The organism is Streptomyces sp. SL06, assembly GCF_058244745.1.
On sequence record NZ_JBSYOT010000002.1, the window covers coordinates 5373121 to 5388003 of the forward strand.

Consider the following 14883-nt stretch of genomic DNA (forward strand, 5'->3'; position numbering starts at 1 on the left):
CACTGGTAACCCTAAACTTCAGCGTTAGGGTTCGGGTCGGCGCTACGGACCGTCCCATTCGGCATCAGTCGTCGCGTCGCGAGGCAGCAGTGCTTCAACGATTCGGCGACACGTAACTCGAGGCGAGAGGCCTTCGACGTGGCAGCACCGCAGAACTACCTCGCAGTCATCAAAGTCATCGGTGTCGGCGGCGGTGGTGTCAATGCCATCAACCGGATGATCGAGGTCGGTCTCAAGGGCGTCGAGTTCATCGCCATCAACACCGACGCGCAAGCTCTGTTGATGAGCGACGCCAACGTCAAGCTCAACGTCGGCCGCGAACTCACCCGCGGACTCGGCGCCGGAGCCAACCCGGCCGTCGGCCGCAAGGCCGCCGAGGACCACCGCGAGGAGATCGAGGAGGTCCTCAAGGGGGCCGACATGGTCTTCGTGACAGCCGGAGAAGGCGGCGGCACCGGCACCGGCGGCGCGCCCGTCGTGGCCAACATCGCCCGTTCGCTGGGCGCCCTCACCATCGGCGTGGTCACCCGCCCGTTCACCTTCGAGGGACGGCGCCGGGCCAACCAGGCCGAGGACGGCATCGCCGAACTCCGCGAAGAGGTCGACACCCTCATCGTCATCCCCAACGACCGGCTGCTGTCCATCTCGGACCGCCAGGTCAGCGTGCTCGACGCGTTCAAGTCCGCCGACCAGGTGCTGCTGTCCGGTGTGCAGGGCATCACCGACCTCATCACCACGCCGGGCCTGATCAACCTGGACTTCGCCGACGTGAAGTCGGTCATGTCCGAGGCGGGTTCGGCCCTCATGGGCATCGGCTCGGCCCGCGGCGACGACCGCGCGGTGGCCGCGGCCGAGATGGCGATCTCCTCGCCGCTCCTGGAGGCGTCCATCGACGGCGCCCGGGGCGTGCTGCTCTCCATCTCCGGCGGTTCCGACCTCGGCCTCTTCGAGATCAACGAGGCCGCCCAGCTGGTCAGCGAGGCCGCCCACCCCGAGGCCAACATCATCTTCGGCGCGGTCATCGACGACGCCCTCGGCGACGAGGTGCGGGTCACCGTGATCGCGGCCGGCTTCGACGGGGGCCAGCCGCCGTCCAAGCGGGACAACGTCCTCGGCTCCTCCTCGGCCAAGCGCGAGGAGCCCGCTCCGGCCCGGCAGCCCGAGAGCCGCCCGTCCTTCGGCTCGCTCGGCAGCGTCAAGCCGAAGGAGGACCCGGAGCCGGTCCCCGCGCCGGAGCCGGTGAGCGAACTGCCGCCGGTCTCCGCGCCGCCGGTCCCGCCGTCGAGGACCTACTCGGACAGCGCGGCCGAGGAACTGGACGTGCCGGACTTCCTGAAGTGATAGGCCAGCGCGACACCGCGAACGGCGCGCACTTCGGCTTCACCGACCGGTGGGGCGGAGTGAGCGCCGTTCCGTACGAGGAGCTGAATCTCGGCGGCGCGGTCGGCGACGACCCCGGCGCCGTCCTGGCCAACCGGGAGCTGGCGGCCACGTCGCTGGGCGTCGACCCGGCCGGGGTGGTCTGGATGAACCAGGTGCACGGGGCCGATGTCGCCGTGGTCGACGGGCCCTGGGGGGAGCGGCCGGTGCCGCGGGCCGACGCGGTCGTCACCGCCGAACGCGGCCCGGTCCTCGCCGTCCTGACCGCCGACTGCGTACCCGTCCTGCTCGCCGACCCCGTCGCGGGCGTCGCCGCCGCGGCCCACGCGGGCCGGCCAGGCCTGGTCGCCGGGGTCGTCCCCGCCGCAGTACGGGCCATGACCGGACTCGGCGCCGACCCGGCCAGGATCGTCGCCCGCACCGGACCCGCCGTGTGCGGCCGGTGCTACGAGGTGCCCGAGCGGATGCGCGCCGAGGTGGCCGCCGTCGAACCGGCGGCGTACGCCGAGACCGGCTGGGGCACTCCGGCCCTCGACGTGGCCGCCGGCGTGCACGCGCAGCTCGAACGCCTCGGGGTGCGCGAGCGGGCGCAGTCACCGGTGTGCACCCGGGAGTCGAAGGATCACTTCTCGTACCGACGCGACCGCACCACCGGGCGGCTCGCGGGCTATGTGTGGCTGGACTGATGGGACATGACGGACCGTAAGCACGAACTCGCCGAGAACCTGGCGAAAGTGGAGGAGCGCATCGCCGCGGCGTGCGCGGCCGCGGGCCGCGCCCGGGAAGAGGTGACACTCGTCGTGGTCACCAAGACCTACCCGGCGGACGACGTGCGCGTGCTCTGCGAACTCGGTGTGCGCCATGTCGCCGAGAACCGCGACCAGGACGCGGCCCCCAAGGCCGCCGCCTGCTCGGACCTGCCGCTCACCTGGCACTTCGTCGGCCAGTTGCAGACCAACAAGGTGCGGTCCGTGGTCGGTTACGCGGATGTCGTGCAGTCCGTCGACCGGGCCAGGCTGGTCACGGCGCTGTCGAAGGAGGCCGTGCGGGCCGGACGCGAGGTGGGCTGCTTCCTCCAGGTCGCGCTCGACGCGGGGGAGAACGAGCGCGGCGAGCGCGGTGGCGTCTCGCCCGCGGGAATCGAAGAGTTGGCCGACCTGGTCGCCGATTCGGAGGGTCTGCGCCTCGACGGACTGATGACCGTCGCCCCGCTCACCGGCGAGTACGCGGGGCGCGAACAGGCCGCGTTCGAGCACCTCATGGATTTGTCGACCCAGGTGCGCCGAACCCATCCGGCTGCGAACATGGTCTCCGCGGGGATGAGTGCGGACCTTGAGCAGGCCGTGGCCGCCGGAGCGACACATGTACGCGTCGGCACTGCGGTACTCGGAGTCCGCCCCAGGCTCGGGTAACGTCGCCAAGAAGTCGGACCACAGCAGAAAATATGGTCATTACCGCCGAAAGGCGGAGGCAACGACCTCGTGGATCGCGGGCACTTGGCAGTCGTCAGCCGATCCACCACAGAGCGGAGGACTCAGAGCATGGCCGGCGCGATGCGCAAGATGGCGGTCTACCTCGGCCTCGTGGAGGACGATGGGTACGACGGCCGGGGCTTCGACCCCGACGACGACTTCGAACCGGAACTGGACCCGGAGCCCGAGCGGGACCATCGGCGTCATGAACCGGCGCACCAGTCGCACGGTTCACATCAGTCCCAAAGGGACGAAGAGGTACGAGTCGTACAACCGCCCGCACAGCGCGAGCCGGTGTCCCGTTCCGCTTCGCTCGCGGCGGAATCGGGCCGCCCGGCGCGTATCGCGCCCGTGGCGTCCATCACACAAGAACGCGCAAGCCTGGAAAAGAGCGCACCCGTCATCATGCCCAAGGTCGTCTCCGAACGAGAGCCCTACCGGATCACCACACTTCACCCCCGGACCTACAACGAGGCCCGTACTATCGGGGAACACTTCCGTGAGGGCACGCCGGTGATCATGAATCTCACTGAGATGGATGACACAGACGCGAAGCGACTTGTCGACTTTGCGGCGGGTTTGGTGTTTGGTCTTCACGGCAGTATCGAGCGGGTGACGCAGAAGGTGTTCCTGCTGTCTCCTGCTAACGTCGATGTCACAGCGGAGGACAAGGCCCGTATCGCAGAGGGCGGGTTCTTCAACCAGAGCTGAGACGCACCACCGGCAGAGAGCAAGACCACGGGCCCGAGACGGGTCCGAGAGATGGTTCAGGGGAGAGGGAAGCACAGGTCATGAGCGTGGTTCTGGATGTCGTCTACATCGCGCTGATGTGCTTCCTCATCGTGCTCATCTTCCGGTTGGTCATGGACTACGTTTTCCAGTTCGCCCGCTCGTGGCAACCCGGCAAGGCGATGGTGGTCGTTCTCGAGGCCACCTACACTGTCACCGATCCACCGTTGAAGCTTCTGCGGCGGTTCATCCCGCCGCTGCGTCTCGGGGGCGTGGCGCTCGACCTGTCCTTCTTCGTACTGATGATCATCGTCTACATCCTGATCGCGATCGTGAGCCGGCTGTGAGCGATGAGAGAGATACGGGCTTGCCGAATGCCGACGACAACGTTGAGGTGAAAAGATGCCGTTGACCCCCGAGGACGTGCGGAACAAGCAGTTCACGACCGTCCGCCTCCGTGAAGGCTATGACGAGGACGAGGTCGATGCCTTCCTCGACGAGGTCGAAGCCGAACTGACCCGTCTGCTCCGCGAGAACGAGGACCTGCGCGCCAAGCTGGCCGCGGCGACGCGCGCGGCCGCGCAGAACCAGCAGAACATGCGCAAGCCACCGGAACCGCCGCAGGACCAGCAACAGCATCAGCAGCATCAGCAGCAGCACCCACCCCAGCAGGGTGGTATGCCGCAGCAGGGCATGCGAGGTCCCGGCGCTCCGGTGCCCGCCGGCATATCGGGCCCGCCGCAGCAGCAGATGGGCGGCCCCATGGGTGGCCCGCCCCAGCTGCCGAGCGGTGCCCCGCAACTGCCCGCCGGCCCCGGCGGACAGGGTGGCCCGCAGGGCCCCGGCCCGATGGGTCAGGGTCCCGGGCCGATGGGCCAGGGTGGTCCCGGGCCGATGGGGCAGGGCGGCCCCGGTCCCATGGGCCAGGGTGGTCCCGGACCGATGCAGCAGCAGATGGGTCCCGGTCCGATGGGTGGCCCCATGGGCGGCCCGCAGGGTCCCGGTGGCCCCGGCATGCCCGGTCAGGGCGGCCCCGGTGGCGACAGCGCCGCCCGTGTCCTCTCGCTGGCCCAGCAGACCGCCGACCAGGCGATCGCCGAGGCCCGGTCCGAGGCCAACAAGATCGTCGGCGAGGCGCGTTCGCGTGCCGAGGGTCTGGAGCGGGACGCCCGTGCCAAGGCGGACGCCCTGGAGCGGGACGCGCAGGAGAAGCACCGCGTCGCGATGGGCTCCCTGGAGTCCGCCCGCGCCACGCTGGAGCGCAAGGTCGAGGACCTGCGCGGCTTCGAGCGCGAGTACCGGACGAGGCTGAAGTCGTACCTGGAGTCGCAGCTGCGTCAGTTGGAGACCCAGGCGGACGACTCGCTGGCCCCGCCGCGTACGCCCGCCGCGGCCTCCCTGCCGCCGTCCCCGGCGCCCTCGATGGCTCCGGCCGGCGCGAGCGCCCCGTCGTACGGCGGCAACCAGTCGATGGGCGGCGGTCCGGGCCAGTCCGGTCCGTCCTACGGCGGCCAGCAGCAGATGTCGCCGGCGATGACCCAGCCGATGGCGCCGGTGCGGCCGCAGGGGCCGTCTCCGATGGGGCAGGCGCCCTCGCCGATGCGCGGGTTCCTGATCGACGAGGACGACAACTGAGCCGGTGCGCACCGACGTCCAGTAGTACGGCGTAGCCTCCGGCAGCGTTCAGGGCGGGCCCCGGGTTTGAGACCCGGGGCCCGCCCTTGCGCGCGGGGCGGTCCGCCACGGCGCAGGGCCCGCATCCCTCCGGGGGATACGGGCCCTGCGCCGTCGGGTTGTTCGGTCACCGCTTGCGCAGACGGAACGTCAGGGACAGGCCCTCGTCCGTGAACGGGGCGCCGTACGTGTCGTCCGCCTCGCCCTGGGCGAAGTCCGTGGCGAGGACCTCGTCGGCGATCAGGCCCGCGTGGTTGGTCAGGGCGGCGATGGTCGCCGGGTCCGTGGCCGTCCAGCGCAGGGCGATGCGGTCGGCGACGTCGAGGCCGCTGTTCTTGCGGGCCTCCTGGATCAGGCGGATCGCGTCCCGGGCCAGGCCCGCCCGGCGCAGCTCCTCCGTGATCTCCAGGTCAAGAGCCACCGTCGCGCCCGAGTCGGAGGCGACCGACCAGCCCTCGCGCGGCGTCTCCGTGATGATCACCTCGTCGGGGGCGAGGGCGACGGTCTCGCCGTCGACCTCCACCGAGGCCGTGCCCTCGCGCAGGGCGAGGGAGAGCGCCGCGGCGTCCGCGCCCGCGACGGCCTTCGCGACCTCCTGGACGCGCTTGCCGAACCGCTTGCCGAGGGCACGGAAGTTGGCCTTCGCGGTCGTGTCGACCAGGGAGCCGCCGACCTCGCTCAGCGAGGCGAGACTCTCGACGTTCAGCTCCTCCGTGATCTGCGTGTGCAGCTCGGGGGAGAGCGCGTCGAAGCCCGTCACCGCGATCAGCGCGCGCCGCAGCGGCTGACGGGTCTTGACGCCCGACTCCGCGCGCGTGGCGCGGCCCAGTTCGACCAGGCGGCGGACCAGGAGCATCTGCGTCGACAGCTCCGGGTCGATCGCCGACAGGTCGGCCTCGGGCCACGAGGACAGGTGGACCGACTCCGGGGCCCCCGGGGTGACCGGCACGACCAGGTCCTGCCAGACCCGCTCGGTGATGAACGGGGTCAGCGGGGCCATCAGCTTCGTGACCGTCTCGACGACCTCGTGCAGGGTGCGCAGCGCCGCCTTGTCGCCCTGCCAGAAGCGGCGGCGGGAGCGGCGTACGTACCAGTTGGACAGGTCGTCGACGAACGCGGACAGCAGCTTGCCGGCGCGCTGGGTGTCGTAGGCGTCCAGCGCCCGGGTGACCTGGTCGGTGAGCGCGTGCAGTTCGGACAGCAGCCAGCGGTCGAGGACCGGGCGGTCGGCGGGGGCCGGGTCCGCCCCGCTCGGGGACCAGCCCGAGGTGCGGGCGTACAGGGCCTGGAAGGCGACCGTGTTCCAGTAGGTGAGGAGCGTCTTGCGGACGACCTCCTGGATGGTGCCGTGGCCGACGCGGCGGGCCGCCCACGGAGAGCCGCCGGCCGCCATGAACCAGCGGACCGCGTCGGCGCCGTGCCGGTCCATCAGCGGGATGGGCTGCAGGATGTTGCCCAGGTGCTTGGACATCTTGCGGCCGTCCTCGGCGAGGATGTGGCCGAGGCAGACCACGTTCTCGTAGGACGACCTGTCGAAGACCAGGGTGCCGATCGCCATCAGCGTGTAGAACCAGCCGCGGGTCTGGTCGATGGCCTCGCAGATGAACTGCGCGGGGTAGCGGCTCTCGAACAGCTCCTTGTTCTTGTACGGGTAGCCCCACTGGGCGAACGGCATCGAACCCGAGTCGTACCAGGCGTCGATGACCTCCGGCACGCGCGTGGCCGTCTTCCCGCACCCGTCCTGCGGGCAGGCGAAGGTCACGCCGTCGATGTAGGGGCGGTGCGGGTCCAGGGCGGACTGGTCGGTGCCGGTCAGCCCGGTCAGTTCCGCGCGGGAGCCGACGACCGTGAGGTGGTCGTCCTCGCAGCGCCAGATCGGCAGGGGGGTGCCCCAGTAGCGGTTGCGGGACAGGGCCCAGTCGATGTTGTTGTTCAGCCAGTCGCCGTACCGGCCGTGCTTGACCGAGTCCGGGAACCAGTTGGTCTTCTCGTTCTCCTGGAGGAGACGGTCCTTGACGGCCGTGGTGCGGATGTACCAGGACGGCTGCGCGTAGTACAGCAGCGCGGTGTGGCAGCGCCAGCAGTGCGGGTAGCTGTGCTCGTAGGGGATGTGCCGGAACAGCAGGCCCCGGGCGGCCAGGTCCTCGGTGAGCTTCTCGTCGGCCTTCTTGAAGAAGACGCCGCCGACCAGCGGGACGTCCTCCTCGAAGGTGCCGTCGGGGCGGACCGGGTTGACCACCGGCAGGCCGTAGGCGCGGCAGACCTTGAGGTCGTCCTCGCCGAAGGCGGGGGACTGGTGGACGAGCCCCGTGCCGTCCTCGGTGGTGACGTACTCGGCGTTGACCACGTAGTGCGCGGGTGCCGGGAACTCCACCAGTTCGAAGGGGCGCCGGTATGTCCAGCGCTCCATCTCGGCGCCGGTGAAGGACTGCCCGGTGGTCTCCCAGCCCTCGCCGAGCGCCTTGCCGACCAGCGGCTCGGCGACGACCAGCTTCTCCTCGCCGTCGGTCGCGACGACGTAGGTGACCTCGGGGTGCGCCGCGACCGCGGTGTTGGAGACCAGCGTCCAGGGGGTGGTCGTCCACACCAGGAGCGCGGCCTCGCCGGCCAGCGGGCCGGAGGTCAGCGGGAAGCGGACGTAGACGGAGGGGTCGACGACCGTCTCGTAGCCCTGCGCCAGCTCGTGGTCGGACAGGCCGGTGCCGCAGCGGGGGCACCAGGGGGCGACGCGGTGGTCCTGGACCAGCAGGCCCTTGCCGAAGATCTCCTTGAGCGACCACCAGACGGACTCGATGTACTCGGGGTCCATCGTGCGGTACGGGTTCTGGAGGTCGGCCCAGTAGCCCATGCGGGTCGTGAGTTCCTCGAAGGCGTCCGTGTGGCGGGTCACCGACTCGCGGCACTTGGCGTTGAACTCGGCGATGCCGTACGCCTCGATGTCCTGCTTGCCGGAGAAGCCCAGCTCCTTCTCCACCGCCAGCTCCACCGGGAGGCCGTGGCAGTCCCAGCCGGCCTTGCGGCCCACGTGGTAGCCGCGCATCGTGCGGAAGCGGGGGAAGACGTCCTTGAAGACGCGCGCCTCGATGTGGTGGGCGCCGGGCATGCCGTTGGCGGTGGGCGGGCCCTCGTAGAACACCCACTCGGGGCGGCCCTCGGACTGCTCCAGGCTCTTGGCGAAGATCTTCTGCTCGCGCCAGAAGTCGAGCACCGCGTGCTCCAGCGCGGGCAGGTCTACCTGGGCGGGTACCTGGTGGTACTGCGGCTGCGTATTCAACGGGCTTCCTCCGGCGGACGTGCTGCCTTCCGTCGGAGGGACGAGAGCTGCGCTCCCGCGGTACCACCCTCCTTGGCTCCCCGGTGCGTCGGGTGCGCCGGTGAGCCCCCTCATTGGGGCCGCGAGCCGGTTCTAGTCGCCGTGGCTGTCCGGTCACGGCTTTCTTCCGGCGGCTCCGGGGTGATCTTCACGTCGCGCTCGCCCCCGGGCTCACACCGTCCCCGGGTCGCTCTGGGCTGCTGACGCCGCTACTCGTCCCCATCCACGCCTTTCGCTCCGCCCAGTGTACGGCGCCGCGCGGACGACGGCCGACCGGTTTCGGCGCCGGGCGGGCGGGGGTGCCGTGCGGCCTTCCGCCGGGGCGGGCGTGACCCGAATGCCGCCGGCGGGTGTCCGGCCGGCGGGCGGCCGGGCCGGGCCCCGTCGCGGCGGATTACCGGGCGGGGAGCTGGGCACAACGCATTCATGCTCGCCGCTCGGCGTGCGGTGGGCGGGCTGACCGGGCGGCGTGCCCCGTTGCCGCGGGACCCGAGTCGATTTATCGTCCCAGCACGATTCGCGCGCAAGATCACAATATGTGAAGGGGCCGCGGCCATGGTGGCGAAGAAGACCGCCGAACGGCAGTCGGAGACGGCTGCGAAGAAGACCGCTGCCAGGAGGACGACGGCCGCGGGGAAGGGCGGCGCCGAGAAGAGCGGCGCCGAGAGGAGCACCGCGAAGAAGAGCCCGGCGAAGAAGACCGGGGCCCGGAAGAGCCCGGCGAAGACCGCGGCGAAGAAGAGCACGGCCGAGAAGACCGCGGCGAAGAAGAGCACGTCGAAGAAGAGCACGGCCAAGAAGGCGGGCGCGGCCGAGGCCGCGGAGCAGACGGGAGCCACGACGGTGGTTGCGAAGAAGACTCCTGGCACGGCCACGGCGGCCAAGACGGCGGTTCCCAAGGCACGCGGCGTCGCCCCCGGCGACCTCGCGGTACGGCCGGGCGAGGACCCGTGGACCCCGGAGGAGGTCGAGGAGGCGCGCGGGGAGCTGCAGTCCGAGGCCGACCGGCTGCGCACCGAGATCGACTCCTCCGAGCGCTCGCTCCAGGGCATGATGCGCGACTCCGGGGACGGCGCGGGCGACGACGAGGCGGACACCGGCAGCAAGAACATCACGCGCGAGCACGAACTGGCGCTGGCCGCCAACGCGCGCGAGATGCTCACCCAGACCGAGCGCGCCCTGGAACGCCTGGACGCGGGCACCTACGGCCTGTGCGAGAACTGCGGCAATCCCATCGGCAAGGCGCGCATGCAGGCCTTCCCGAGGGCGACCCTGTGCGTCGAGTGCAAGCAGAAGCAGGAGCGCCGGTACTGATCCGCCGCGGTTGTGCGCGCGGATGCCTCCTGAGCACGTGCGGGACGGAATGTGTGCCGTACTCTCGTCCTCAGTCAGGTACCTAGGCTGAGGGATTCACGTGGCAGAGGCGGAGCGCATCATCGGTACGCCGGACACTCCGGACGCGGCGGGGGACGGGCAGGAGCGGCCCGACACCGAGCAGGCTCCGGAGCGTCCCCGGGGCAGGCGGCGCGTCGTGCTGCTGTTCACGGTCGCCGCGTTCGCGTACCTCCTCGACCTGGTCAGCAAGACGATCGTGGTCGCCAGGCTGGAGCACCACGAGCCGGTCGACATCATCGGGGACTGGCTGAGGCTCGTGGCGATCCGCAACGCGGGCGCGGCCTTCGGCTTCGGCGAGGCCTTCACCGTCATCTTCACCGTGATCGCGGCGTCCGTGATCGTCGTCATCGCCCGCCTCGCGCGCAAGCTCCACAGCCTGCCCTGGGCGGTCGCGCTCGGCCTGCTGCTGGGCGGGGCCCTCGGCAATCTCACCGACCGGATCTTCCGCGCCCCCGGCGTCTTCGAGGGCGCGGTCGTCGACTTCATCGCGCCCAAGCACTTCGCCGTCTTCAACCTCGCCGACTCGGCGATCGTCTGCGGCGGCATCCTGATCGTGCTCCTCTCCTTCCGGGGCCTGGACCCGGACGGGACCGTCCACACGGACTGAGCGCGCTCGGGGCGCCGGGCGGGCGTACGGACCTGCCCGGCCCGTCCGGCATACTCGACGGGTGAGCACGCTTCCCGAGATCCGCACCCTGCCCGTGCCCGACGGCCTGGAGGGCGAGCGCGTCGACGCCGCCATCTCCCGCATGTTCGGCTTCTCCCGTACCAAGGCCGCGGAACTCGCCGCGGCGGGCAAGGTGCAGGTCGACGGATCGGTGGTCGGCAAGTCGGAGCGGGTGCACGGCGGCGCCTGGCTCGAGGTCGAGATGCCGCAGGCGCCCGCGCCGGTGCGGGTGGTCGCCGAGCCCGTCGAGGGCATGGAGATCGTGCACGACGACGACGACGTGGTCGTGGTCGTCAAGCCGGTGGGCGTCGCCGCCCACCCGTCCCCGGGCTGGAGCGGCCCCACCGTCATCGGGGGACTGGCCGCCGCCGGGTACCGCGTCTCCACGTCCGGCGCCGCCGAGCGGCAGGGCGTCGTGCACCGCCTCGACGTGGGCACCTCCGGTCTGATGGCGGTGGCCAAGTCGGAGCGCGCGTACACCTCGCTCAAGCGCCAGTTCAAGGAGCGCACGGTGGACAAGCGCTACCACACGCTCGTGCAGGGCCACCCCGACCCGACCAGCGGCACCATCGACGCCCCCATCGGCCGCCACCCCCAGCACGACTACAAGTGGGCCGTCACCGCCGAGGGCAAGCCCTCCGTCACGCACTACGACCTCATCGAGGCCTTCCGCGCCGCCTCCCTGCTCGACGTGAAGCTGGAGACCGGCCGCACCCACCAGATCCGCGTCCACATGGCCGCCCACCGCCACCCCTGCGTCGGCGACCTGACCTACGGCGCCGACCCCACGCTCGCCAAGCGGCTGCGGCTGACCCGCCAGTGGCTGCACGCCGTACGGCTCGGCTTCGAGCACCCCGGCGACGGACAGTGGGTCGAGTACTCCAGCGACTACCCCGAGGACCTCCAGCAGGCCCTCGACCTGGTCCGCGAGGAGACCTACGGATGAGCGCGGCCCGGCCCGTGCCGGTCTGCGCGGTGCGCGTCGCCGAGGACCCCGCCGACCGGGAGGCGTGCTTCGCGGTGCGCAAGGAGGTCTTCGTCGGCGAGCAGGAGGTCCCCGCGGACCTCGAGTACGACGCCCACGACACCGACGCCGTGCACGTCCTCGCGATCCGGGACGACGGGGTGCCGCTGGGCACCGCCCGGCTGCTGCACGGCGAGGCCGCCGCGGAGAGGAACGGCGACGGCGACCCGGCCGTCGGCTCCCTCGGACGGCTCGCCGTCATCCGGGACGCCCGGGGGCTGGGCGTCGGGGCCGCGCTGGTGCGCGCCGTCGAGGACGCGGCACGCGCGCGTGGACTCACCGCGGTGGACCTGCACGCGCAGACCCACGCCCTCGGTTTCTACGCACGACTGGGGTACGAGGCGTACGGACCGGAGTTCCCCGACGCCGGAATGCCGCACCGCGCGATGCGGCGCGCCCTGTGACCTGCGCCGCCGAACGGACTGGTGGGACCGGTGGCATGGCAGGCTTGAGGTCCGCCGTGTGAACGCCGAGACCCCACTGGAGCGGTGACCGTGGATCAGCTGGCCCTGTTGTTCATGCTGTTGTTCGGGGCCCTGCTGAGCGTCCCCATCGGGAACCGGCTCGGGCTCCCGGCGCCGGTGCTGATGACGCTGCTCGGGATCGTCCTCGCGCTCCTCGACTTCGTGCCCAACGTCGACATCCCGCCCGAACTCATCCTGCCCGCGCTGCTGCCGCCGCTGCTGTACGCGGCCGTACGCCGCACGTCCTGGCGGCAGTTCGCGGCCAACCGGCGCCCGATCTTCCTGCTCGCGGTCGCGCTGGTCTTCGTCACCATGGTCAGCGTCGCCGCGGTGGCCAGCGCGATCGTGCCGGGGCTGCCGATCGCCGCCGCCTTCGCGCTGGGCGCGCTGGTCGCGCCGCCCGACCCGGTCGCGGCGACCGCGGTGGCCGGGCAACTGGGGCTGCCGCGCCGCCTGGTGTCCATCCTGGAGGGCGAGGGGCTCTTCAACAACGTCACGGCCATCGTCCTGTACCACGTGGCCATCGCCGCCGCCGTCGGCGGCACCTTCTCGCCCTGGCATGCGGGGATGGACCTGGTGGTGTCCGCCGTCGTCGCCGTCGCGGTCGGCCTCGCGCTGGGCTGGGCCACCAACAAGCTGCTGAGCCTGCTGGGGGACGCCACTCTCCAGATCGGGCTGACCCTGCTGGTGCCGTACGGGGCGTACGTCCTGGCCGAGGAGCTGCACGGCTCCGGGGTGCTCGCGGTGCTCACCACCGCGATGTTCCTCGCCGAGTACGCCTTCGGCGCCGACGACGTGATGACCCGGCTCGCCGGGCACACCGTGTGGGACGTCGTCGACACGCTCGTCACCGGCGTGGCGTTCGGCCTGGTCGGACTGGAGCTGCACAACGCGATCCGCACGGCCTCGGGACGCTGGGCGGAACTGCTCGGCTGGGCCGCGGCGGTCGTGGGCGTGGTGATCCTGGTGCGGCTGCTGTGGCTGCTGCCGGCCACCTGGCTGACCAAGCGGCTGCACGCCAGACGCGACCACGACGAGGACATCCCCATGTCCATGCGGGAGACCATCGTCATGTGGTGGGCGGGGATGCGGGGTGTCGCCTCGGTCGCGCTGGTGCTCGCCATCCCGCTGGAGACGGACGACGGGTCCCCCTTCCCGGACCGCGAGGAGCTGGTCTTCATCGCGTTCGGCGTGATCATGGTCACGCTGCTGTTGCAGGGCCTGACGCTGCCGTGGCTGGTGGGCCGGCTCGGCGTGCGGGCGGACACCGAGCGGGAGAAGGAGTACGAGAAGCAACTGGCCGTCCGGGCGGCCAGGGCGGCGAAGGAGCGGCTCAGGGAGATCGAGTCGGTCGAGGAGCTGCCGGAGGAGCTGTTCGAGCAGTTGGTGCGGCGGGCCTTCGACATCGGGGTGCGGATCAGCCCCGACATCGGCGACGAGGAGCGGCGCGAGGCGATGGAGCAGCGGTCCCGGCGGCTGAAACGGTTCCGCCGGATCCAGGGCGAGATGCTGAGCGCCGCCCGGCACGAGGTGCTGGCCGCACGCAGCGAACCCGGGGCCGACCCGGAGATCGTGGACCGGGTGCTGCGCCACCTGGACGTGCGCAGCCTGCGGTGAGCCGGGCGGCCCGGCGCTCACAGCTGCTTCGTCGGCCGTTCCGGGAAGCGGCGGGAGCCCGCTTCGGGGGAGCGGCGGGGCCGGTGGACGCCGTCGCGGGCCGGCGGCAGGGCCGCGTCCGCCGTGTTGACCCGCGGCAGGGCATAGGGGTGCTCGTCGGCGAGCCAGCGGATCATCCCCTCGCGGACCGTGACCCGTACCGTCCAGATGTCGTCCGCGTCCTTCGCCGTCACCAGGGCCCGCACCTGCATGGTGTTCGGAGTGGTGTCCGTGACGGTCAGGTTGTAGTTGCGGCCGTCCCAGGCCGGGCACTTGCGCAGCAGGTCGCGCAGTTGCTCGCGCATCGCGTCCAGCGGCGCCGTGTGGTCGAGGTCCCAGAAGACGGTCCCGGTCATCTGCGGAGTGCCGCGCGACCAGTTCTCGAACGGTTTGGACGTGAAGTACGACACCGGCATGGTGATCCGGCGCTCGTCCCAGGTGCGCACGGTCAGGAACGTGAGGGTGATCTCCTCGACGGTGCCCCACTCCCCGTCCACCACCACCGTGTCGCCCATGCGCACCATGTCGCCGAAGGCGATCTGGAACCCCGCGAACATGTTGCTGAGCGTGGTCTGCGCGGCGATGCCGGCCACGATGCCGAGCACACCGGCCGAGGCCAGCAGCGAGGCACCCGCCGCGCGCATCGCCGGAAACGTCAGCAGCATCGACGAGACGGCGACCACGCCGACGACCGCCGAGACCACCCGCATGATCAGCGACACCTGGGTGCGCACCCGCCGTACCCGGGCCGGGTTCTGCCGGGCGTGGGCGTGCGCGTAGCGGGAGTACGACGTCTCGACGACCGCCGCCGCGATCCGGACCACCAGCCAGGCCACCGAGCCGATCAGCACCAGCGTCAGGGTCCGGCCGACGCCCGCCCGGTGCTCCGGGAACACCCGCGCCTGGATGTAGGACCCTCTCAGCAGCGCCGAGCACAGGACGAGCTGGTAGGGGATGCGGGCGCGGCGCAGCAGTCCCCACAGCGGCGTCTCGGGGTGCCGTCCGTCGGCCTTGCGCAGCAACAGGTCGGTGGTCCACCCGATGACCAGGGTGAGCAGCACGGAACCGCCGACCACGATCAGGGGGCGGAGTATGGTCTCCATGCCCTC

Annotated in this window: 13 protein-coding genes; 11 read left to right on the plus strand and 2 right to left on the minus strand. The window is 71.2% G+C overall.

The genetic code is table 11. From position 1 onward, the window contains the following. The first annotated feature begins 138 nt into the window (after window positions 1-138). The 6 genes from ftsZ to AC4IHM_RS24635 all read left to right on the plus strand — a co-directional run bounded on the left by ftsZ (window position 139) and on the right by AC4IHM_RS24635 (window position 5216). Entirely contained in the window at window positions 139-1341 is a 1203-nt protein-coding gene (ftsZ, locus tag AC4IHM_RS24610; RefSeq protein WP_490869177.1) for a cell division protein FtsZ, read from the plus strand. Next, window positions 1338-2066: a peptidoglycan editing factor PgeF gene (gene pgeF / locus AC4IHM_RS24615; protein WP_490869178.1), complete on the plus strand. Its 729-nt coding sequence runs from the start codon at window positions 1338-1340 to the stop codon at window positions 2064-2066. The genes ftsZ and pgeF overlap by 4 nt, the downstream gene beginning before the upstream one ends. A gap of 6 nt (window positions 2067-2072) precedes the next feature. Continuing rightward, on the plus strand, window positions 2073-2792 hold the full coding sequence (locus AC4IHM_RS24620) for a YggS family pyridoxal phosphate-dependent enzyme (protein WP_490869179.1): 720 nt from the start codon (window positions 2073-2075) through the stop codon (window positions 2790-2792). Window positions 2793-2921: 129 nt separating this feature from the next. Continuing rightward, on the plus strand, window positions 2922-3563 hold the full coding sequence (locus tag AC4IHM_RS24625; RefSeq protein ID WP_437053715.1) for a cell division protein SepF: 642 nt from the start codon (window positions 2922-2924) through the stop codon (window positions 3561-3563). Window positions 3564-3643: 80 nt separating this feature from the next. Continuing rightward, window positions 3644-3928 (plus strand): YggT family protein, encoded by a 285-nt coding sequence (locus AC4IHM_RS24630; RefSeq protein ID WP_019328007.1) that lies wholly within the window; start codon window positions 3644-3646, stop codon window positions 3926-3928. A 55-nt stretch (window positions 3929-3983) separates the two neighbouring features. After that, window positions 3984-5216 carry a DivIVA domain-containing protein gene (locus tag AC4IHM_RS24635; protein ID WP_490869180.1) on the plus strand — a complete coding sequence of 411 codons (1233 nt, stop codon included), beginning with the start codon at window positions 3984-3986 and terminating at the stop codon, window positions 5214-5216. A 166-nt stretch (window positions 5217-5382) separates the two neighbouring features. On the opposite strand, the gene ileS is transcribed toward AC4IHM_RS24635, so the two are convergent. After that, window positions 5383-8529 carry an isoleucine--tRNA ligase gene (ileS, locus tag AC4IHM_RS24640; RefSeq protein ID WP_490869181.1) on the minus strand — a complete coding sequence of 1049 codons (3147 nt, stop codon included), beginning with the start codon at window positions 8527-8529 and terminating at the stop codon, window positions 5383-5385. Between the two features lie 594 nt (window positions 8530-9123). On the opposite strand from ileS, the gene AC4IHM_RS24645 reads away from it, so the two are divergent. The 5 genes from AC4IHM_RS24645 to AC4IHM_RS24665 all read left to right on the plus strand — a co-directional run bounded on the left by AC4IHM_RS24645 (window position 9124) and on the right by AC4IHM_RS24665 (window position 13735). Further along, window positions 9124-9882, plus strand: coding sequence for a TraR/DksA family transcriptional regulator (locus tag AC4IHM_RS24645; RefSeq protein ID WP_490869182.1), 759 nt, complete (start codon window positions 9124-9126; stop codon window positions 9880-9882). Between the two features lie 100 nt (window positions 9883-9982). Continuing rightward, window positions 9983-10570: a signal peptidase II gene (gene lspA / locus AC4IHM_RS24650; protein WP_490869183.1), complete on the plus strand. Its 588-nt coding sequence runs from the start codon at window positions 9983-9985 to the stop codon at window positions 10568-10570. 61 nt (window positions 10571-10631) lie between these two features. Next, window positions 10632-11576, plus strand: a complete 945-nt coding sequence (locus tag AC4IHM_RS24655; RefSeq protein ID WP_490869184.1) for an RluA family pseudouridine synthase — start codon at window positions 10632-10634, stop codon at window positions 11574-11576. Continuing rightward, window positions 11573-12058, plus strand: a complete 486-nt coding sequence (locus AC4IHM_RS24660) for a GNAT family N-acetyltransferase (RefSeq protein ID WP_490869185.1) — start codon at window positions 11573-11575, stop codon at window positions 12056-12058. Before AC4IHM_RS24655 ends, AC4IHM_RS24660 begins: the two co-directional genes overlap by 4 nt. A gap of 90 nt (window positions 12059-12148) precedes the next feature. After that, entirely contained in the window at window positions 12149-13735 is a 1587-nt protein-coding gene (locus AC4IHM_RS24665; RefSeq protein WP_490869186.1) for a Na+/H+ antiporter, read from the plus strand. 17 nt (window positions 13736-13752) lie between these two features. On the opposite strand, the gene AC4IHM_RS24670 is transcribed toward AC4IHM_RS24665, so the two are convergent. Next, window positions 13753-14877, minus strand: coding sequence for a mechanosensitive ion channel family protein (locus AC4IHM_RS24670; protein ID WP_490869187.1), 1125 nt, complete (start codon window positions 14875-14877; stop codon window positions 13753-13755). Window positions 14878-14883 lie beyond the last annotated feature (6 nt).